Origin of the sequence: Luteimonas panaciterrae (assembly GCF_020511115.1) — a bacterium.
Lineage (GTDB): Bacteria > Pseudomonadota > Gammaproteobacteria > Xanthomonadales > Xanthomonadaceae > Luteimonas > Luteimonas panaciterrae.
This window is the reverse complement of sequence record NZ_JAJAVH010000001.1, coordinates 122,550-142,368: the sequence shown is the minus strand read 5'-3', so window position 1 is coordinate 142,368 and position 19,819 is coordinate 122,550. Positions and strand designations below refer to the sequence as shown.

The window sequence follows — 19,819 nt, the reverse complement described above, 5'->3', positions numbered from 1 at the left end:
TAAATGGTTCATCTTATTTCGAAGATGATTCCGTGATGATCGTCAATATTCAAAACAGTCACTTCTCACATCTGTGACGTACATCAAGATTTATCTTTACAACCGTCAAATGTATCGATCTAAATTCACACTACGTAACGGTGATTACGTGCTAGCGCTCGCGAGAGGTCTCCACCCGTTGTCTCGGCCGGCCATGTCGTTCTCCTGCTTGCTGCAGCCTAGATAGGGATGGGATATGCAGTGATTGCAGATGTTCGGATGCTGCTCAAAGAAACGTGATGCTGCGGGATCCGCAGGATGGCATTGGGCTCCCGCGTGAGCTGCAACCGGGTGCCTGCAGATCAACCACAACCGGAATATCTCGGTTGTCCTTCATGGCGTTAATTGCGAATGAAGCATTCACGGATGCCCGTCATCGCAAAGAGCCAATGATGTCGACAACCGCAACGCATCGCAGCCTGAGGCTGCGCTTTCCCAGAAATCCAATCAACCTCAAGTTGTGCTCGGCAATCTCATGCCTGGCCGGTGCACGCAATGCATCGATATCGAAAGTAACCGTTACACCAAGTCTGTTGGGTCGGCGGTGAAGTTGGTGAGGATTCCCAGCTTGAAGACCTAGGCACGATCTTCGAAGAGATTTTTTCAAGGTTCGGCGAGAGAAGTGCTCCAAAGCATTCAACGAAGCAAGCATATTTGCCGTTCGTAATCAGAGCAGAGAGAATGTGACCGTGTGCCTATGGTTGGGCGTTAGCATCAACTACTAGGAATCTGGCGCGGTAGGGGAGCTAAGGGATGCGGAGCAAATGAGGTCGTCGTCTGGCGAACACTTCGTCGCCTTGGATCATGTGCGGGCTTTGGCTGCATTTATTGTCTTCTGCGGGCACTTCCTGCATGGACAAGGGTTTGGACCCACGCCCGTCCCCGGAACACCGATTCGGCTCGACTACACCCCGAATGTATTCCCGTTAGCCATCTTGGACGAAGGTCATACGGGCGTTGCCCTGTTCATGACATTGAGCGGCTACCTGTTTGCGCGTTTGCTGGAGGGGAGGCGGATTTCTTATTCGTTGTTCCTTTGGAACAGGGCGCTGCGTCTATTGCCATTGCTGCTCTTGGTGGTTGTAGGCATCGGCGCCTATCACTATCTGGCTAACGACAATTTCGCGATCTATCTGCAGATGGTGAAATGGGGCTGGCTCTTGCCGACGCTGCCTAACGGTGGCTGGTCCATCACCGTGGAAATGCACTTCTACATCCTGTTGCCGCTGCTGCTTGTGCTGGCGCGACGGTCGCCATGGTGGTTGCTTGTGCTGACGGCGGCGGCGATTGCCTTGCGAGCTTTTATCTTCTGGAAAACTGGCAAGGTTCAAGCAACAGCGTACTTGACCTTGATCGGCCACATCGACCACTTCTTGCTAGGCATGCTGGCTTGCTACGGGCGCAATTGGTTGCGCGGACGTCATTGGCTCGCCGTAGGCGTGGCGCTGGCGATCATGTTGCTCTACTGGAAGTTCGATCAGGATGGTGGTTTTTCAGGAAGCTACTACGGCTATTCAAAACCTTGGGTGCAGGCGGCCTGGATCTATCTCTTCACGTTTGAAGGAATTGCCTACTCCATTCTGATCGCATATTACGATGCGACCTTTCAACCAAAGGCTGAAGGTGTTTCCGGAGTTGCCGCACGCATAGGCGCTTACTCGTACTCAATTTATCTGCTGCACTTTTTCTTGGTGTTCAAGATGGCGTCTTTCGTCGATGGGCACATCATGCAGCTGTCAGGACGCTTCTACCTAGCTTGCCTCTGGGCAGTAGTCTGTTTCTTGGCAATGTATCCAATCGGTTATCTTAGCTACCGCCTTGTTGAAGCCCCTTTCCTTCGGCGTCGGCGCCCTTATTTCTCAGATACAAAATCGAGTGAGCACTTACGAAAATCTGAGAATAGCGCATGAGGGTAGTGTCAAAACCTTCTTGCAAGTACCCAGTCTCGCCAAGAAGCGCGGCTCTAAGACACGCCTCGTCTACCGAAATGGCATGGGCTTGACTAGAGCCGTATTTGAAAGGCAGCTCTGCTGTCGTTTACTGCAGTTGCTGTAGCAGCTACTCTAAAACTATAGACTTAACCTCAAACCCAATTATTCTTGGAGAATACATGGCAAGTCCGATAAGAGGTTAGTAATAGAAGTCTCTATTCGTAGTATTTCGAAGCAAGCAAAATTTCTGCGAACCTGCTCCAGGGTATGTCAGTCGGCATAGGCAAATTATTGTTTTTGTAATAGCCGTCCATGTCCTCTGTCCAAGAAGAAAGAGCCTCTAAAAACTCTTCGAGAGTTGGATTTTCCCAACTTTCTGGGTCTAGAAGTAAATCATTTTTCAAAGCTCTTACAAAACCTACAAAGTCATCGCGAGACTCAATGTGTTTAATGCTTTCTTCAAAATTCACTTTATTCACCTCTCACTCTAACTGAAACGCCCTCGTTCTTTGTTGTAAATTTCCAAGCCTCTTTGATTGCTTCTTCGGGGGTGGCCATCCTATAGGGTACCTCAATCCCTGCGCGACGGAATGCTTCAAGCCTCCGATTATCTAATGTAAACAATTTACCCTCCTTTATAACGAGTCTGATGGCTGGGACATCGCAAGCTTTTATCGCACCGTTGGCTAGTCCTTGAGCTAACGATTTAATTGTATTGCCTGCTGTAAACGCTGCTCTAACACTGTCTTGACTGAAGCGAACTAGGGCAGGGTTGATCATTCCCTTGCTAGCCATTGAAGCCAGACTAAACCCTGCTGCCCCTAAGCCAACAGCTGCCTGTCCATTTACACCAGCGGCACTCCCTAAAAATTCCCCGACTGCAGTGGAAACACCCGGTGTCGCTGGATGAAACCAAGTTGCCCAGCCGACTCCCCACCCGGAAGCTACCGCTCCAACGATCCCCATCGCACTAACGGCATATCCTGCTCCTGCGGTTGGGGTCTCCCATGACTGCTTGTATCCACCGTTGTTGCCAGAGAATGGCGCCTCTAGTCCAAGCGGATCGACGAAGCTGACCGGATTCCCGCCAACATAAGCAAACGGATTGATCCCCCCTGCCAATCCAATCGGGTCAACCTGCAGATACTTGCCCGTATTCTCGTCATAGTACCTGTTGATGTTGTAAAAGAATCCGCTCTCCGCATCGTAGTACTGGCCCGGGAATCCCACATTGAGGCCGCCGATGGCATCCAATCCCACCGTCCGATTGAACGGATAGTTGTTCCCGCGCCACTTCACCGCCTTTGAGGCATCGGTCGCGAGTTCCGGCCGTCCCAGGTGATCATTGTGGATGTAATAAATCTGGCCGCCGCGCACCAGACCCACCAACTCGCCGCCAAACCACAGATAGTTCGTCCACACATCGCCGTTGTCCAGGTGTTCGGCAATTAGCCTGCTGTCTTCGCCATAGACATAGCGAGTGAGCAATGCCCCGGCGGTTTTGCCTACGCGCTCACTGAAGACGTTGTAGCGGTATTCGCCCACAACCGCCCCGCTCCTGCTCACAGTCTTCAAGCGGTTGAATCCGTTGTAGGCCAGGGTCAAGCCATAGGCACTGGTCGTGTTGCCGGCATCGTCGTAGCCGAAGGACGCTGTCTGCCCGCCGCCAATGGTGTTCAGCCGGTTGTTGTCGCCGTCGACGGTATAGGTGTCCGTCCGGGTGGTCTGACTATTCTTGACGACCTCCAGCTTGGTCCGGTTGCCCGTGCTGTCGTAGGAATAGGTCCATGTGCCATCGACAGGAAGGATGAACTGCCGCGCACGCGAGAGACCGTCGTAGTCATATTCCTGCGTGTTGGTGCTGTAGGGGTCGTTAGTGATCTTGTGGATGCGGTTGTTGTCATCGAAGGCGTAGGTCAAGCTCTGCAACGGGCTGGTATTGCTCGTGCTGATCGCATAAGGCTGGCCGTCCTGGTTGTAGCCGATGAGGCGCTTGAGGCCATTGCCATAGGTCCAGCCGTTGGCCGGCCCGAAAGGCTCGTAGGTGGCACCGCTGATGATCGTGGTTTTCACCGTGCCGATCGTCACCTCCATGGAGTTTGGCTTGTCACGGGTGTAGCCATAGCCGACCTTGACCCCATTGACATACTGAATGGTCGTCAGTCGGCCCGCAGCGTCATAGGCGTAGGTGGTCGGATAGTTCGACTGCACGCCGCCCACGGTCATGATTTCGCGACGTGTCGCGATCTGACCATCCCTGGCATAGGCGAACTGCGTATTCGCATCGGTCGCTCGCGTCTCACACAGCCGGCCCTTGCCGAAGGTGCAGGTGTCGTAGATGAAGGTCTGCACCTCACTGCCCGCCGTGATCTTGGTGACGCGATTCAAAGCGTCGTACTCGTACGTCGCCTTGACGCTGTCGCCGCGCGCGTCGAGTTTGGTCTTGAGATTGCCGGCGCTGTCGTAAGTGTATGCTGTAGTTCCACGATCCGGGCTGACCTCCTTCGTGATCTCGCCGAAGGCGTTGTAGGTATACGTGGTCGCCTTCTGCCGCGGATCGGTCACCGTGGTGAGGTTGTCGAGGGCGTCGTACTTGTATCCCGTCGCGACATTCAATCCGTTCTTGTCTTCTTGCGTGCCCACCAGTCGGTCCAGCGCGTCATGGCTTTGACTGGTCAAATGGTTCAAGGCGTCGGTCACCGTCTCCAGGTTGCCGTTCTTGTCGTAGGTGAGGTCAGTCGGGTTGTTGTCGGCGTCCGCCTGGGTTTCCAGCTGACCGAGGGCATTGTAGATTCTGGACAGCGTCCGCTTGGCTGTTGTGTTGCCAGCCGCGAAGGTCTCTTCCTTGACGCGATTTCCGGCATTGTCGAGCGTGAAGTGGATCTTGTGGTTATTGTCGTCGACGATGTCCGTGAGCCGCTGGGCGGCGTCGTAGGTGAAACTGCTATAGGCTCCGGTCGGATCGGTGATCTTTTTCACCTGTCCAGTCGGAAAGTACTCGATGCGGGTGATTTGATCGTCGGCCTCGGTCGTGTTGTCAGTGCCGCGCAGCTTGCGAGCGGAGATCAAAGCCTTGCCGCCGCGGACGGTATATTCGAAGTCGGTGACCACTCCATTGGGATCTTTCACGGTCAGAACCGTACGCGAAGCCCCGTATTTCACGATTTCAGAGACGTGGCCCAATGCATTGGTCACTTTCCACAGATCGCCCTTGCGATGGGGGCAGTTGACCGGATCACTTCCGCAACTGGCATCGTCACTGGGATAGTAGGTGTAGGTAGTGATGTCGCTGACGTCTGTCCGCGGGCCATCTGCCTTGATCAGCTGTCCGATAAGGGGGCAGGTGCCCGCAGTGATATCGGCCTGCTCGCAGTAGGCATTGGTGGCGGTCCGCACCTCGTTGGTCGCAGTGTCCTTGACGGTGACCGTCAACGGCTGCAGCCTGGCGTTACGTGTGATCTTGGTCTCTCGGTTGCCGACCTTGCTCATTACCAAGCGGTTATTGGCAAGATTGCGATACACGACAGTTGTCCGGGCCTCGGGCTTGTCTTTCGCTTCCTCGACGGTCGTGACACTGACGGCCTGCCCGTCCAGCGTGCCCTCGCTGTAGGTGTATTTGGTTTGAACACCCTTACGATCAGTGACGGTATCGGGGCGACGACGGAAGTCCGCTGCTGCAGCGTAATACGTCAGGCCGACCGTGCCCTGACTATCGACTGCATTCCCGGCCTGACGCGGTTTGCCGTCGCCGCTATCTGCGGTCAGACCATAGGTTGTTTGGTAGCCCAACGAGCCGGTAACGGTTGCTCCGCCCTGTGCCGTATACGCCAGCGTGGTGCTCTCCACGTTGCCTGCGTGCTTGCTCGAGGTTAGTCGGCCCTTGACGTCATAAGTGAAGGTGCTGAAGCGTTGATTGTTTTCATCCGTGACGCCCGTGAGGTTTTTCGGGAAGCGCGAATCTTCATAGTGATAGGTCCGCTTGTCGCCACCAAAATAGGTCACCGTCTCGACCTGGCCGTTGACGTTATAGGTATAGGTCGTCGAAGGAAGGCCGGCGAAGGTGATCGAAGCAATCGGGGCGCCGCCCATGCCGTTGGCATAATTGAAGACTAGCGCTCGACCCGTGGAATGGGTGATCGTGCTCAGTCTGCCGATGCCGTCATAGACATAGGTGAGCGCCGTGCCATCCTCAAAGTCCTGCTTGGACAACTGACCATCCGAGGTGAAGGTGAGGACTCTGTCAGTTTGGTAGAGTTTCCAATCACTACCGTTGGCGGCGATACGATCTCCGCTTCCGTCGGCAGCTTCGTAGTAACCGCTGAACCGACGGAATGGCTGATGCGAGCCGTTTGCCCGGATTAGCCCAATCTCCGGCGTACTACTGCCCGGCTCAATTGCCAGACGGATGTTGTGATTGTGCGTCCAGCCGTAGCCAAAACCGCCATTACCGTCGTTGGACGTGGCCGAGTGGTAATAACGCACGAACGAAACCCAGCCCAGATCAAAGTCGGGTTCTGTTTGGAATTTATCGCCAGTTGAGAAATCCGCCGGGTTGCCGACTAGTGTGCAGGCGTCACATGCCAAGGGCGTAGATGCGACCACTGCTGTGTAGGTGTCGTTCGAACAGGTATTGGTCGCTGAGTTCCAACCCATGTAGGTATTCGCACATCGGTCGCGATCCCGCATCACAAATTCTGGCCATCTTATGAGAACGCATTGCGCACCCGTAACGTCATTATCGCCTCGATAACGAAATACCAAGTCGGCCGCCTCCTCTTTGACGAGACCATCCGACCAAGTGTTGGCCGTGCGCCAGTTCGTTCTCGACTCAAGATAAGCACCCGTGGCGCATCCATCTTCGATACTTTTCTGATCGAAATACGCGATGAAGTTATTGATCATCTCTTCATCGGAAGTCGGGGATCCCACCGTGCGATACCGCCAAGGCTGCAGTTCCGACTTATCCCAGCCCATCCAATAGGTGAGCTCGATGCGTCCTTCCTTAATCGTCCGATCGCGAATATAACGAACATATTGGTAGGGATCGCTAACCGCACGGATCGCCTTCTCGGCATCCTCCTGGGTATTGAACGTCCCCTCGAGTCCGTTAACCGTCCATGTGCGCCCGCTTTCCTGGGCGAACACCGAAGTTGCTGGCAACAGCATGCTACAGAGAAACAACACCATCACCACTGCGGGCAATGCGGCTCTTGGAGCCTTGCTGTATGCCCAGCTTCTCGTAACATCCATCGTTTTACCCCCTGATCGAACTGCTTAAGTCTTAAGCCAATTCTGGTCGGAATATGGCATGAAATTTTTGCGGCCTGGTGAAGGTGCCGCTGCCTTTTTTCAAGCGAATTTTCGGAGCACGGCAGAGTATCGAAAGTGCATCGCATGGCCTGCGACTACAGACGCCCCGAGTAGCCACCTGGATATTATGCCGAGAGGATGTCCGGATCGATGATTTCCTCCAGTCGGGAAACCGACTGTCATCGTGTCGGAAAATTCCGAATTCACTGAATGCGCAACGGAGACAGCGTTGTGCCTTTGGGCCCACCGCTGGCGGTGGCCGACGCCATCCTGGCCCTGAGCCAAGCCGGGACGGGGAAGCAGAAGAAGCTGGCACGTGCGGTCGCCGATCTGGCGAAGAACGCCCCGCTGCTGGAGGCGTGCCTGGTGATCGCGCAGTTGCCCAAGGAAGAGCAGGCGAAGGCCGTCGAGGTGCTACGTAAGACGGTCGATAAGAAGAAGCCCAGCGCGAGGTGATCGGCTACAGCGGGGAGCAATCAGGCCGACGGAGCGGCGGCCTGGTCAGCCTGGGTAGGCGGGGAACTTCTCATTCGGATGCTTGGCCTTCCATTCCTTGTAGGAGGCACTGCCTTCCCAAATGGTGAAGGCTTTGGGAGGACGGCCACGTCCCGTCCAGGTATCTCCGGAATGCGGCAGCCAATACTTCGGCGCGACTTCTTTGCCGGCTGCAGCATTCTTCGCCTTCGGCTTATCCGTCCCGAGCAGACCGGAAATTTCCTGTTTCTGCTTTGCGCTGAAATGCGTACCAAACCCCCGAAGCAGCGTGGTGATCTGAGTGAAGGCATCCGCTGCTTGTTGCTCGCGAAGCTGGGTCTCCTGCTCGTCCAGTTTTCGCAACTCTTCAGCCAACTTGGCTTTGGCTTCAGCAATGGCATCCAGGCTCGTGTGGTTTTTACCAGTCATGCAGGTCTTCTTAGATGGGTGCGGGTATATACCGCGACATTGTCGCGCGTTGGCGGCTTGATCGCCAATTTGGCGTCATGGATCGCGAAACACCGCTCTCTCCGCACCAGGCCTAAGCCTTTGATCGGGAAGGGCCGAAAAAATGCATCGCTTGGTACGCAGTCCAAGGGGGCGGAGAAAAACGGGGAGGAGAGAGCGAAAACGGGGCCGAATGTGCCTCGACGACGCAATGGCGGATACCAAGGACGTATGCCGGAAAGGCCGCAAACAAAGGGGGATTTCGGCGTCACCGTCAAAGCTGGGGAGCGGTGCGGAACGGAAGAACTGGCGCGCCCGGAGGGATTCGAACCCCCGACCAATGGCTTCGGAAGCCACTACTCTATCCGGCTGAGCTACGGGCGCGCGGGTCGGCTATTGTCCACGATCGTGCGTCGCGGCGCGAGTCGCGTACGCTAATGGGATGCCCCAAGAACGTCATCTCCCCTTGTCGCAGCCCTCTTTGGCGCAGCCGCGCTGGCGCGAACGGCTGGGCCAGTACTGGAAACTGGTGCGCGGTGACCGCCCGATCGGGTGGCTGCTGCTGTTGTGGCCGACCTGGTGGGGGCTGTGGATCGCCGCGGGCGGGATTCCGCCGCTGTGGACGCTGTTCGTGTTTAGCGCCGGGGTGTGGCTGACGCGCTCGGCCGGGTGCGTGATCAATGATTACGCCGATCGTTGGCTGGATCCGCAGGTCGAGCGCACGCGCGGGCGTCCGCTGGCGACCGGCGCGGTGCGCGGGCGCGAGGCGCTGGCGGTGTTCGCGGTGCTGATGCTGGCGGCGTTTGCGCTGGTGCTGACGATGAACCGGCTGACGATCTGGATGAGTTTCGTCGGTGTGTTCCTGGCCGCGAGCTATCCGTATCTGAAGCGTTACACGCATCTGCCGCAGGTCTATCTCGGGATGTCGTTCGGCTGGGGCATTCCGATGGCGTTCGCGGCGGTGCAGGGAACGGTGCCGGCGGTGGCGTGGGTGTTGTACGCGGCCAACATCTTGTGGTCGACGGCTTACGACACCTGGTATGCGATGGTGGATCGCGAGGACGATCTGCGCGCGGGCGCGAAGTCGACGGCGATCCTGTTCGGCAGGTTCGATCTGGTCATCCAGGGCGTGCTGTACGCGCTGGTGTTCCTGGCGCTGGCGTTGGTGGGCTGGCGCGCGGAACTAGGGGTGTATTACTGGACCGGTCTCGCCGTCGCCGCTGCACTGGTCGTGTACGAGTTCGTGCTGGTGCGTCATCGCGATCGCGAGGCCTGCTTCCGCGCGTTCCTGCACAATCATTGGGTGGGGCTGGCGATCTTCGCGGGCATCGCGCTCGATTATCTGCTGGGAGCCGGGGCCTAGCGCCGGCCTAGACCAAGGGATAGCTGCCGCGGCGGCGGCAACGCCGCCACAATGCCGACTTTCATGCCGGAGATCGGTCCATGAACGACGCCGTGCGTTCCGCCCCTCAGTCCTGGCCCGTGCGTGCCGCGTTGCGCTGCGCCGCGTTCGCCGAACGCTGGTTTCCCGATGCCTATGTCTTCGCCGTGCTCGGCGTGGTGGTCGTGGCCGTGTGCGCGATGGCGGCGGGTGCCGGGCCGAAGACGACGGCGGCGACGTTCGGCGAAGGGTTCTGGAGCCTGATCCCCTTCACCATGCAGATGGCGTTCGTGGTGATCGGCGGTTATGTGGTGGCGACGGCGCCGGTGATGGCGCGTTTCATCGACTTCCTCGCGCGCGCGCCGCGCACGGGACGCGGCGCGGTGTGCTACGTCGGTTTGGTGAGCATGTTGACCTCGTTGTTGAGCTGGGGTTTCTCGCTGGTGTTCGGCGGTCTGCTGGTGAGGGCGCTGGCGCGCCGCGAAGAGTTGGACATGGACTATCGCGCCGCAGGCGCCGCCGCGTATCTCGGCCTCGGCGCGGTCTGGGCGATGGGGTTGTCGTCCTCGGCGGCGCAGTTGCAGGCCAATCCGGCGAGCATGCCGCCGGGGTTGGTCGAGATCACCGGCGTGTTGCCGTTCTCGCAGACGATCCTGCTGTGGCAGTCGATCGCGTTGACGGCGGTGCTGATCGCGGTGTCGTTGCTGATCGCCTTCCTCACTGCTCCTTCGGGCGGCGCGGCGCGCAAGGCGGCGGAGTTCATTGATGTCGGCGCCGATCGCGCCCACACCTTGCCGCCGCGTAGCCGGCCCGGCGAATGGCTGGAATACAGCCCGCTGCTGACCGTGCTGCTGTCGCTGCTCGCCTTCGGCTGGCTGTTCTCGGAATTCGCGTCCAAGCCGGCGGTGGTGGCCATCGCCAGTCTCAACACCTACAACTTTCTGTTCCTCTCGCTCGGGTTGCTGCTGCACTGGCGGCCGCGCAGCTTCCTCGACGCGGTGGCGAAGGCCGTGCCGAGCACGACCGGTGTGCTGATCCAGTTCCCGCTCTACGGCGGCATCGCGCTGATGTTGACCAAGGCGGCGGGCAGTGACGGACAAACGTTGGCGCACCGATTGTCCAGCCTGTTCGTGCATGTCGCTTCCACCGATACGTTCGCCATCGTGATGGGAACGTACTCGGCGGTGCTCGGTTTCTTCGTACCTTCGGGCGGCGGCAAGTGGATCATCGAGGCGCCCTACGTGATGCAGGCGGCCAACGAATTGAAGGTACATCTGGGTTGGGCGGTGCAGATCTACAACGCGGCCGAGGCGCTGCCGAACCTGATCAATCCGTTCTGGATGCTGCCGCTGCTGGGCGTGCTGGGGTTGAAGGCGCGCGACATCGTCGGTTTCACTTTCCTGCAGTTGCTGGTGCATATCCCGCTGGTGCTGGGATTGCTATGGCTGCTGGGGTTGACGCTGACCTACCAGCCGCCGGTCATGCCCTAGGCAAGGCCAAACCCCGCAGCCGGCGCGTAACGCTGCGGGGTTTTGGGGTCAGCGCCAGATCCCGGCGTAGCGCGCGCTGTCGCCTTGTCCATAGGCGGTGACGTTGCGAGTCGACAGGCCCGCGCCGGTCGCGCTTTCCCATTCGTTCTGATACTGCGCGCTGGTGAGGCCGTGGCGCGCTCTCCATGCGCCGCTCGCCTTCGAACTCCAGATCGCCGAGTAGTACGCCTGGCCATCGTGGCGATAGGCGTTGAGATAGACCACCTGGCGGCCGGCCTGCGCATTGGTGTCGAACAGCTGCTGATACTGGCTCGCGGTCATCTGCGATTTCGATTGCCAGCTGCCGATGTCCGTCTTCTCGTACAGCGCGGTGTAACGGCGCTGGCCGCCGACGGACACGACCGAGACGTTGCGCGGCCGGAAACCGCTTTCGCTGAGTGTGTCCATGCGGTTCTGATGCTCCGCGGCCGTCAGCCCGTGATACGCCGAATACGAAGGACCGGACTGCTTGCGAAAGATCGCGGCATAGCGCACGCCGTCGTCGCCGCGATAGCTTTCGACCAGATACGGGCGATAGCCCTTGTCGGTGTATTCGTCGAAACGCTGCTGATATTGCGTGGCGGTCAGGCCGTGGAACGCCTGCCAGGCGACGCCCGTGTTCGGGCGGAAGACCACGTTGTAGTAGATCTTGCCGTCGACGTCGAAACCGTCGATCCAGTCGGGCATGTAGCCGCCGATGACGGCCTGATCGAACAGGCACTGGTAGTCGCGCGCCGGCACGCCATGACGCGCCACTTCGCTGGATCCGGGTTCGATGCGGCCGGGCACTTTGCGCGCGGTGTAGCTTTCGTCGCTGACGAAGATGCCGCCGGAGATGCCGCAGATGCGCGGAATGCGATTGCGCTTGCTCCCCGTGTTGTCGGTGAGATAGCCGCCGACCGTGGTGATCGCGGTGCTGTTCTTGGGCACGCCGACCTCGAAGTGCAGGTGCTCGCCGCTGGCGCAGCCAACCTCGCCCTCGTCGCCGAGATAGTCGCCGGTCTTGACCGACTTGCCCACGAACAGCTTGGCCTTGTTGCTGGACGAGCCCTTGCGCATGTGCGTGTACTTGGTCCACTCGCCGTTGGGATGTTCGATCCAGACGTAGTTGTTCTTTTTCTCGCTGGCGGCGAGACCATCGCAGTCCAGGCGTTTGTTGAAGCCGTCGACGACGAAGCGCACGACGCCGTCGGCGGCGGCCACGATCTTGTACGGACCGCCGCTCTCACCATGCATGTCGATGCGTCCCGGCGGATCGTGATCGATGTGGTCGTTGCTGACTTCGACCTCGGTGCCGTTGGTGTAGGGAATGCGGTACACGCCCTGCGAGCGGTCGATGGCCGCGGCCTGGCTCGATAGCGCCAGCGCGCAGACACCCGCGCAGGCGAGGACGGAGGAAGATTTGTATGCGGACATGGAAGTCTCTCTTGACTTGTCGGGATCCGGAATCGCTTGCGCGCATGCGGATCGCTTCCGTGCGCAGGCGGGCATCAGGGAGATCGAAGGAACCGGAAGAAACCTGACATCGGTTTCGATCAGGGAGCCGGCACGCGCGCGCAGACCCAGGCGTCCACGCGCGCGACGCCGGCGCGTTGCAAAGCATGCGCGGCGGCGTGCAGCGTGGCACCGGTGGTCATGACGTCGTCGATCAGGGTGACGTGCGCCGGCAGTTCGGACTTCGTGTTGACGGTGAAGGCGCGGCGCAGATTGCGCCGGCGTTGCACCGCGTCGAGTCGCGATTGCGGCGCGGTGTCGCGGTGGCGGACGAGGAGATCAGGCCGCAGCGGCAATCGCAGCGCGTGAGCTAATGGCTTCGCCAGCTCCAGCGCCTGGTCGTAACCGCGTTGGCGCAGACGTGTGCGATGCAGCGGGATGGCGATCAGTGCATCCGGTCTTTCGGCCTGCGCGAACGCCTCGTGCATGAGCTGCGCGAGCAGGCGGCCGGCGGCGAGGTCGCCGTGGAACTTGAAGCGCGGCAACAGGCGGTCGAGCGGGAAATCGTAGCGGCATGCGGTTCGTGCGGCATGCAGCGGTGGCGGATGTCGCAGGCAGTCGCCGCATGTCGATATCCGAGCGGAGACATCGGTGGGCGATGGCAAGGGAATCGCGCAGTGCGGACAAGCTTGCCGGTTCCAGGGCAGGGCGTCCGTACAGGCCGCGCACAGATCACGGCCGGAGCGTGCGGGTTCGCGGCAGACCAGGCAATGCGCGGGCCACAGGCGGTGCAAAGCGCCGACGAAGCCGCCTTCCAGCCGGAAACAACTGTGCAATGTGTTGGCGAGGGACATGGTCCCCCAGAGTGCCGACACGACATCACGGTGTCTGTCGGAGCACTCGACGGCCGCGTGTCGGAGAACTCCGCATTCGGACATCCAGTGAAAAAATCGAGCGAGAAAACTGTCCGTGTCAGGCGGTGGGCCTCACCACCTCGGTCCCCACCGTCACATGCGTGATCGTTTCGCCGTTCCAGTAATACATCAGATGCGGCCCTTGCCGTGCCGGCGCGATCAGGTCCGGATAAAAGACCGCGACGCATTGGCCTCCCGCTTTCCGGACACTGTTGTACACCAGCCCATTGCTGCCGCCGATGCGCAGCTCGACGGCAGTGCGCTGGCTGGCCACGTAGCTGTCGGGGTCGTGGAGTTCCGGCCAGCCGCCGCGGATATCGTGGAAATCACCCGCGATGTCGGCGAGATAGCAACGCATCTCCAGAACGCAGGCGGGTTCCTGCGTGTAGGCCAGGAAGCGCTTGCGATGGTGGACGGTCTCGCCGATGGCGGTATCCCGTTCCAGCGCCGCGTAATACACGCCGTAGGTGCCGTCGGTGAAGCGCGATCCGTCGCGATGCGGATGCGTGAACGCCGCCATGATCGGTGTGGTGCCGGGACCGACGATGCGACGATTCGCCGGCACCAGACTGATTTCTCCCCAGGCCTCGCGAAGACGCGGGTTGGTCATGCTCTCCAGTTCGTAGAGCGCCTCCATGTCTTCGGGATCGGCGATGGTGTCGAAGACACCCACCGCCGGAAAACGACTGGACACGATGCGATGGCTCGGCCGCCAGGCGACGGCGGAGACTGGAATCGCCATTCAGTTCCAGCCTCGCTCCGCATCGAGATATTCGCGCACCACATACAAATCCGACACGCGGCCGCCGAGCATACGATCCAGCGCGGTCGTGCCGCCGAACAGCGGCGCCGTGTTGGAGCGACGCACCCAGGCATCGGCCTGATCGTCGTTCGGGAAGAGAATGTGGAGGGCCTTGTAGATGCCCAGCAGATAGCTGATCCGCTCGAGCACGTCGGCGGGCACCGAGCCGGCACGATCGCGCTTCCAGCGGAAGAACGTCGATCGGCCGGGACTGCCGAGCAATCGCCGTTCCTGCTCGGCGCTCAGCCGCCAGCGATCGGCGATGTTGAAGAACGCCTTCAGGGCCGGTCCGGCCAGGTCGCGGCGAGCTGGCAGGGAGAGGTGGACGGCGTTGGCATTCATGCGATCCTCCAAAAGTGCCAAATGAGCACTCTGTTGCACTTATAGTCCCAATAGGGACTTTTTGCAAGTGGCCCTCGGCCCTGCTTCGAAGGGCGTGGGGCGGGCCACGGCACAGGGATGTCAACTTCAACAGGTCCATTCAGGTTGACAGGCCCATTCCCGCTTCCCAGACTTCCGGCTTCGTTCCGTCGCCTCGCCAACCCATGCCAGCCATCGAAGCCGCCAGCAGCCACGATCCCATCGAATCGCCACAGGGCGACGCGATTCACCGCGACGCTGGCGCGCTGCGCCACGACTGGACCCGCGCCGAAGTCGAAGCCCTGTTCGATCTGCCCTTCACCGAACTGCTGCACCGCGCGGCGTCGGTGCACCGCCAGCACTTCGACCCGGCCGAGGTGCAGGTCAGCACGCTGCTCTCGGTGAAGACCGGCGGCTGCCCGGAGGACTGCGCCTACTGCCCGCAGGCGCAGCGCTACCACACCGGTGTCGAGGCGCAGAAGCTGATGAGCACGGAGACCGTGCTGGAGAAGGCGCGCCAGGCCAAGGCGGCCGGCGCCTCGCGCTTCTGCATGGGCGCGGCCTGGCGTTCGCCGAAGGATCGCGACATCCCCAAGGTCGCGGCGATGATCCGCGAGGTGAAGGCGCTGGGTCTGGAGACCTGCGCCACGCTCGGCATGCTGAGCCAGGAACAGGCGGGCGCGTTGAAGGACGCTGGCCTGGACTACTACAACCACAACATCGACACCGATCCCGAGTACTACGGTTCGATCATCCACACCCGCGAGATGCAGGATCGTCTCGACACCCTCTCGCACGTGCGCGACGCCGGCATGAAGACCTGCTGCGGCGGCATCGTCGGCATGGGCGAGTCGCGTCGCCAGCGCGCCGGATTGCTGCAGACGTTGGCGACGCTGCCGGCGCATCCGGATTCGGTGCCGATCAACCGCCTCGTGCAGGTGGAAGGCACGCCGCTGCACGGAAACGTGGCAGCCCTCGATCCGTTCGAGTTCGTGCGCACGATCGCGATCGCCCGCATCCTGATGCCGAAGTCGATGGTGCGCCTGTCGGCCGGCCGCGAAACCATGAGCGACGAGCTGCAGGCACTGTGCTTCGCCGCCGGCGCCAACTCGATCTTCTACGGCGAGAAGCTGTTGACCACCGGGAATCCGGACACCGAGCGCGATCTGGCCCTGTTCGCACGCCTCGGCCTGCGGCCGATGCAGGTGACCGTGGATGCGGACGGCCACGACCATGCCGGCACGGTGCATGCGGAGATACTGGAGCTCGATATCCTGGACCCCAATGGCCAGGAGCCGGAGGCGCGCCCCCACGCGGCATGACCGACGGCGTCGCGCCTTCCGAATTACGACCGTGAACAACTCCCTGTCACGGCCGGAATGACACACTGACCTTTCCCGCTCAGCCAGCCGATCCGACCATGCCGCGGCCAGACCTGCACACCCGCATTGCCCAGGCGCGCGCGCAGCGCATCGACGCCGGCCGTCAGCGCGTTCGCCGCACGGTGGCGCGCCGCGACGGCGTGCGCTGCGAAGTGCTCGATCGCGATGGCAAGTCGCGCTGGCTGGTGAATTTCTGCAGCAACGATTACCTCGGACTCTCGCAACACTTCGCGGTGGTGAACGCGTTGCAGGAAGCCGCTTCACGCCACGGCGCCGGCGGCACCGCCTCGCATCTGGTCTGCGGCCATCACGCACTGCACGAGGCGCTGGAACGCGAACTGGCCGACTGGATCGGCGCGCCGCGCGCGCTGCTGTTCGGCAGCGGCTACACCGCCAATCTCGGCGTGCTGCAGGCGCTGCTCGGCGAGGACGATGTCTGTGTGCAGGATCGCCTCAATCACGCCAGCTTGATCGATGCCGCGCGCCTGTCGGGCTGCCGGATGCGCCGCTATCCGCACCTCGATGCCGAAGGCGCGCTGCGACAGCTGCGCACGGTGCCGGAAGGCGCGGCGATGCTGGTCACCGATGGCGTCTTCAGCATGGATGGCGATGTCGCACCGCTGCGCGAACTGTCGCTGGTGGCGCGCACGCAACGCGCCTTGCTGTACGTCGATGACGCGCATGGCATCGGCGTGCTCGGCCCGGACGGACGCGGCAGCGTCGCCGACGCGAAACTGTCCTCGGGCAATACCGGCGTGCTGCAACTGGCCACGCTCGGCAAGGCGCTCGGCGGTTACGGCGCGGCGGTGCTGGGCGCGCAGGACGTGATCGAGCATCTGGCCGAAACCGCCCGCCCTTACATCTACACCACGTCTCTGCCGCCAGCGCAGGCGGCGGCGTCGCTGGCGGCCGTGAAACTCGCGCGCACCGAACACTGGCGCCGCGACAAGCTGCAAACGGGCATCGCGCACTTCCGCCGTCTGGCCACCAGGCACGGCCTAGAACTGCTGCCTTCCGACACGCCGATCCAGCCGCTGCTGTGCGGCAGCGATGTCCGCGCCGTCGCGATGGCGCAGGCATTGGAAACGCAAGGATATTGGGTGGCCGCGATCCGTCCGCCCACGGTGCCGGAAGGCCGCGCGCGCCTGCGTGTCGCCTTGTCCGCGCTGCATACCACCGCCGACATCGAAGGCTTGGTCGAAGCGCTGGCGCGCGCCAACGATGAGGTTCGCGGCGTCGACATCAGCGGCGACGCTTCCGCGCCCGCGCACCGCGGGATCGCCGAACACACGGAACACGATGGCGCCAGAAACTGATCTCGCCCGCATGCTGGCCGGGTTGCAGGTGCGCGTGCGCGAAGGCGAATACGTCTTCGTGACGCGCGCCGACGCGGATGCAACGCTGGCATCGCTGGCACAGGCGAGCGTGCGGGAGGAAGAGGGCATCGCCTACGTGCTGTCGCGCGCCGATGCCGACGCGCACGGATTGCCCTACGATTTTCGCGCCGCCTGGCTCACGCTTGGTGTGCATTCCGCGCTGCACGCCGTCGGCTTGACCGCGGCGGTGTCGGCGGCGCTGGCCGCGCGCGGCATTCCTTGCAATGTGCTCGCCGGTTTTCATCACGATCATCTGCTGGTGCCTTCCGAACGCCGCGACGAAGCCTTGGCGGCCCTGGCGAAATTGCAGCAGCACGGCACGGCCTGATTCTTCCATGCAGTCGCGCCCGTCATTCGATCAGAGCGAACTCGCCGTCCGGCGCAAGGTCTGGCTTGCATTCTCGGAGTTGTATCTCGACAACGAGGCGCATTATCCGAGCATCGCCGACGCATTGGCGAGTTCACCCTATTCCCTTGAAACGCTGCGGGACATCCTGCAGGACGAGGTGCATCCGGTGGTGTGTTTCAACCTGCTTTCGGTCGCCGGCGAGTGGGCTGGCTTCGATGAGGGCGTGCTTTCCACGAGGATCGTGCAGCGTCTGTCGCAACCGGCGTGGCTGCGATGGCTGCATGTGTATCCGGCGATGCGTGGTTTCGTCCGGGCGCAGTGGAACAAGCTGGAGCCGTTGGTGATCGCGGCGCGGACATCGACATGAGTACGGCTCTATCCATCGAAATCACAGGCGAAGGTCCGCCGCTGGTGCTGTTGCACGGATGGGCGATGCACGGTGGCGTGTTCGCGCCGCTGGTCGCGCGTTTGCGCGCGCACCACACGTTGCACATCGTCGATCTGCCGGGGCATGGGAACAGCCGCGACAGCGCGGTGCCGTTGACGCCGGAAGATTGCGTCGCCGCAATCTCCGAGCAGGTGCCCGTGGCGCCCTGGTGCGGCTGGTCGCTGGGCGGCCTGATGGCGCTGCATGCCGCGGCCACGCGCGCGGCTTCGGTGCCGGCACTGGTGATGCTGTGCGCGAGCCCGCGTTTCGTGCGCGGGGAGGAAACATCCGGCGATAGCTGGCGTTACGGCATGTCGCCGGAGATCTTCCGCGATTTCGCCACCGGTCTGCGCGAGGATTATCGCGGCACGCTCGATCGCTTCGTCGCGCTCGAGGCATTCGGTTCCACCGACGCCAAGGGTGAACTGCGCGCGCTGCGCGCGGAATTGTTCACGCGCGGCGAGCCCGCGGCGCACATCCTGGCCGATGGGCTCGAATTGCTGGAAACCGCCGATCTGCGCGCGGAACTGCCGCGACTGTCGCAGCCGAATCTGTGGATCGCCGGCCGTCGCGATCGTCTCGTCGATCCGCGCGCGATGCGCGAAGCGACAGTGCTCGCGCCGCGTGCCCGTTTCGTGCAGATCGAGCATGGCGGACATGCGCCGTTCCTCACTCAAGCCGATGAAGTCGCGGCGCTGATCGAAGAATTCTTGCGCGCCACGGCGGGCAACAGCATGGAATCAAGTGTGGCATGAACGACGTCTTCGACCACCGCCACGTCCGCCGCGCTTTCTCGCGCGCCTCTGCCAGTTACGACGCGGCCGCGCAGCTGCAGCACGAGGTCGAGAACCGATTGCTCGAATCGCTCGATTATCTCGACGATCGCGTCCCGGACGTCGTCGTCGACCTCGGCTGCGGCCCCGCACGCGCGGCCACGCACATGCGCAAGCGCTGGTCGCGCGCGCGCGTGATCGCGATCGATCTCGCCTTGCCGATGTTGCAACAGGCGAAGCCACGTGGCTGGGGCATGCTGGAATCGAGCCTTCGCTTGCAGAAACCCATCGACCGCATCAACGCCGATGCGCGCGCGCTACCGCTGGCCGATGGTAGCGTCGACGTGCTGTTCTGCAATCTGTGCCTGCAATGGGTCGATGACCTCGGTGCCGTATTCGCGGGCTTCCGTCGCGTGCTCAAGCCCGATGGGCTACTGCTGTGCTCCACCTTCGGACCGGACACGCTGTACGAACTGCGCGAGGCTTTCGCCCAGGCCGATGCTGTGCCGCATGTCAGTCCATTCGCTTCGATCGCGGAGTTCGGCGATGCGCTCATGCACGCCGGCTTCCGCAATCCGGTGCTCGATCGTGACGACTTCGTCAACGGCTATGATGATTTGCCGGCGCTGATGCGCGAACTGCGCGCGATCGGCGCCACCAACGCGTTGACCACGCGCCGGCATACGCTCACCGGGAAATCGCGCTTCGCCAAAGCGAGCGCCGCCTACGACGAGATGCGCACCGATGACGGCCGCCTGCCCGCGACCTGGGAAGTGATCTACGCCCAGGCCTGGGCGCCGCAACCGGGCGCGCCGATTCGCGAAGGCGGATATGACGTGGTGTCGGTGCCGGCGTCCGGGATTCCGGTGCGTCGGCGCTGATCATGTCACG

General features: G+C 61.4%; 17 protein-coding genes and 1 tRNA gene. 10 read left to right on the top strand and 8 right to left on the bottom strand.

The window, feature by feature from the left end; genetic code table 11:
• Positions 1 to 803 precede the first annotated feature (803 nt).
• Positions 804 to 1,949 (top strand): acyltransferase family protein, encoded by a 1,146-nt coding sequence (locus LG367_RS00665; RefSeq protein ID WP_226467287.1) that lies wholly within the window; start codon positions 804 to 806, stop codon positions 1,947 to 1,949.
• Between the two features lie 236 nt (positions 1,950 to 2,185).
• Here the strand turns inward: LG367_RS00665 and LG367_RS00660 are convergent, their stop codons facing one another.
• Positions 2,186 to 2,449, bottom strand: a complete 264-nt coding sequence (locus LG367_RS00660; RefSeq protein WP_226467286.1) for a DUF7660 family protein — start codon at positions 2,447 to 2,449, stop codon at positions 2,186 to 2,188.
• A complete protein-coding gene (locus tag LG367_RS00655; protein WP_226467285.1) occupies positions 2,442 to 7,157 on the bottom strand; it encodes an RHS repeat-associated core domain-containing protein in 4,716 nt (1,571 codons plus the stop codon). Before LG367_RS00655 ends, LG367_RS00660 begins: the two co-directional genes overlap by 8 nt.
• A 333-nt stretch (positions 7,158 to 7,490) precedes the next feature.
• Here LG367_RS00655 and LG367_RS00650 point away from each other — a divergent pair, with 333 nt between their 5' ends.
• Complete coding sequence (locus LG367_RS00650; protein WP_226467284.1) at positions 7,491 to 7,736, top strand: hypothetical protein; 246 nt, start codon at positions 7,491 to 7,493, stop codon at positions 7,734 to 7,736.
• Between the two features lie 45 nt (positions 7,737 to 7,781).
• Here the strand turns inward: LG367_RS00650 and LG367_RS00645 are convergent, their stop codons facing one another.
• Positions 7,782 to 8,183 carry an H-NS histone family protein gene (locus LG367_RS00645; protein ID WP_226467283.1) on the bottom strand — a complete coding sequence of 134 codons (402 nt, stop codon included), beginning with the start codon at positions 8,181 to 8,183 and terminating at the stop codon, positions 7,782 to 7,784.
• Between the two features lie 325 nt (positions 8,184 to 8,508).
• Positions 8,509 to 8,585: transfer RNA gene (locus LG367_RS00640), tRNA-Arg, on the bottom strand.
• A 58-nt stretch (positions 8,586 to 8,643) separates the two neighbouring features.
• Here LG367_RS00640 and ubiA point away from each other — a divergent pair.
• Positions 8,644 to 9,564, top strand: coding sequence for a 4-hydroxybenzoate octaprenyltransferase (ubiA, locus tag LG367_RS00635; RefSeq protein ID WP_226467282.1), 921 nt, complete (start codon positions 8,644 to 8,646; stop codon positions 9,562 to 9,564).
• Positions 9,565 to 9,644: 80 nt separating this feature from the next.
• Positions 9,645 to 11,072, top strand: a complete 1,428-nt coding sequence (locus tag LG367_RS00630) for a short-chain fatty acid transporter (protein WP_226467281.1) — start codon at positions 9,645 to 9,647, stop codon at positions 11,070 to 11,072.
• A 48-nt stretch (positions 11,073 to 11,120) separates the two neighbouring features.
• Here LG367_RS00630 and LG367_RS00625 read toward each other — a convergent pair whose 3' ends face one another.
• From LG367_RS00625 to LG367_RS00610, 4 genes are all read right to left on the bottom strand, one after another.
• Positions 11,121 to 12,527, bottom strand: coding sequence for a peptidoglycan DD-metalloendopeptidase family protein (locus LG367_RS00625; protein ID WP_226467280.1), 1,407 nt, complete (start codon positions 12,525 to 12,527; stop codon positions 11,121 to 11,123).
• A gap of 119 nt (positions 12,528 to 12,646) precedes the next feature.
• Positions 12,647 to 13,399: a ComF family protein gene (locus tag LG367_RS00620; RefSeq protein WP_226467279.1), complete on the bottom strand. Its 753-nt coding sequence runs from the start codon at positions 13,397 to 13,399 to the stop codon at positions 12,647 to 12,649.
• A 118-nt stretch (positions 13,400 to 13,517) separates the two neighbouring features.
• Positions 13,518 to 14,201: an RES family NAD+ phosphorylase gene (locus LG367_RS00615; protein ID WP_226467278.1), complete on the bottom strand. Its 684-nt coding sequence runs from the start codon at positions 14,199 to 14,201 to the stop codon at positions 13,518 to 13,520.
• Positions 14,202 to 14,603 carry an MbcA/ParS/Xre antitoxin family protein gene (locus tag LG367_RS00610; RefSeq protein ID WP_226467277.1) on the bottom strand — a complete coding sequence of 134 codons (402 nt, stop codon included), beginning with the start codon at positions 14,601 to 14,603 and terminating at the stop codon, positions 14,202 to 14,204.
• A 203-nt stretch (positions 14,604 to 14,806) separates the two neighbouring features.
• Between LG367_RS00610 and bioB the strand changes: the two genes are divergently transcribed.
• The 6 genes from bioB (at position 14,807) to bioC (ending at position 19,809) form a co-directional block, all read left to right on the top strand.
• Complete coding sequence (gene bioB / locus LG367_RS00605; RefSeq protein WP_226467276.1) at positions 14,807 to 15,943, top strand: biotin synthase BioB; 1,137 nt, start codon at positions 14,807 to 14,809, stop codon at positions 15,941 to 15,943.
• Between the two features lie 98 nt (positions 15,944 to 16,041).
• Entirely contained in the window at positions 16,042 to 17,319 is a 1,278-nt protein-coding gene (gene bioF, locus LG367_RS00600) for an 8-amino-7-oxononanoate synthase (RefSeq protein WP_226467275.1), read from the top strand.
• On the top strand, positions 17,303 to 17,707 hold the full coding sequence (locus LG367_RS00595; RefSeq protein WP_226467274.1) for an ACT domain-containing protein: 405 nt from the start codon (positions 17,303 to 17,305) through the stop codon (positions 17,705 to 17,707). Before bioF ends, LG367_RS00595 begins: the two co-directional genes overlap by 17 nt.
• 7 nt (positions 17,708 to 17,714) lie before the next feature.
• Positions 17,715 to 18,095, top strand: a complete 381-nt coding sequence (locus LG367_RS00590; RefSeq protein WP_226467273.1) for a DUF7079 family protein — start codon at positions 17,715 to 17,717, stop codon at positions 18,093 to 18,095.
• Positions 18,092 to 18,910: a pimeloyl-ACP methyl ester esterase BioH gene (gene bioH / locus LG367_RS00585; protein WP_226467272.1), complete on the top strand. Its 819-nt coding sequence runs from the start codon at positions 18,092 to 18,094 to the stop codon at positions 18,908 to 18,910. Before LG367_RS00590 ends, bioH begins: the two co-directional genes overlap by 4 nt.
• A complete protein-coding gene (gene bioC / locus LG367_RS00580) occupies positions 18,907 to 19,809 on the top strand; it encodes a malonyl-ACP O-methyltransferase BioC (RefSeq protein WP_226467271.1) in 903 nt (300 codons plus the stop codon). Before bioH ends, bioC begins: the two co-directional genes overlap by 4 nt.
• The last annotated feature ends 10 nt before the right edge of the window (positions 19,810 to 19,819 follow it).

Excerpts from the sequence above, each read along its gene's own strand:
- LG367_RS00665 (WP_226467287.1), top strand. The coding sequence starts at position 804 with ATGAGGTCGTCGTCTGGCGAACACTTCGTCGCCTTGGATCATGTGCGG.
- LG367_RS00655 (WP_226467285.1), bottom strand. The coding sequence starts at position 7,157 with ATGGTGTTGTTTCTCTGTAGCATGCTGTTGCCAGCAACTTCGGTGTTC.
- LG367_RS00650 (WP_226467284.1), top strand. The coding sequence starts at position 7,491 with ATGCGCAACGGAGACAGCGTTGTGCCTTTGGGCCCACCGCTGGCGGTG.
- LG367_RS00645 (WP_226467283.1), bottom strand. The coding sequence starts at position 8,183 with ATGACTGGTAAAAACCACACGAGCCTGGATGCCATTGCTGAAGCCAAA.
- ubiA (WP_226467282.1), top strand. The coding sequence starts at position 8,644 with ATGCCCCAAGAACGTCATCTCCCCTTGTCGCAGCCCTCTTTGGCGCAG.
- LG367_RS00630 (WP_226467281.1), top strand. The coding sequence starts at position 9,645 with ATGAACGACGCCGTGCGTTCCGCCCCTCAGTCCTGGCCCGTGCGTGCC.
- LG367_RS00625 (WP_226467280.1), bottom strand. The coding sequence starts at position 12,527 with ATGTCCGCATACAAATCTTCCTCCGTCCTCGCCTGCGCGGGTGTCTGC.
- LG367_RS00620 (WP_226467279.1), bottom strand. The coding sequence starts at position 13,399 with ATGTCCCTCGCCAACACATTGCACAGTTGTTTCCGGCTGGAAGGCGGC.
- LG367_RS00615 (WP_226467278.1), bottom strand. The coding sequence starts at position 14,201 with ATGGCGATTCCAGTCTCCGCCGTCGCCTGGCGGCCGAGCCATCGCATC.
- LG367_RS00610 (WP_226467277.1), bottom strand. The coding sequence starts at position 14,603 with ATGAATGCCAACGCCGTCCACCTCTCCCTGCCAGCTCGCCGCGACCTG.
- bioB (WP_226467276.1), top strand. The coding sequence starts at position 14,807 with ATGCCAGCCATCGAAGCCGCCAGCAGCCACGATCCCATCGAATCGCCA.
- bioF (WP_226467275.1), top strand. The coding sequence starts at position 16,042 with ATGCCGCGGCCAGACCTGCACACCCGCATTGCCCAGGCGCGCGCGCAG.
- LG367_RS00595 (WP_226467274.1), top strand. The coding sequence starts at position 17,303 with ATGGCGCCAGAAACTGATCTCGCCCGCATGCTGGCCGGGTTGCAGGTG.
- LG367_RS00590 (WP_226467273.1), top strand. The coding sequence starts at position 17,715 with ATGCAGTCGCGCCCGTCATTCGATCAGAGCGAACTCGCCGTCCGGCGC.
- bioH (WP_226467272.1), top strand. The coding sequence starts at position 18,092 with ATGAGTACGGCTCTATCCATCGAAATCACAGGCGAAGGTCCGCCGCTG.
- bioC (WP_226467271.1), top strand. The coding sequence starts at position 18,907 with ATGAACGACGTCTTCGACCACCGCCACGTCCGCCGCGCTTTCTCGCGC.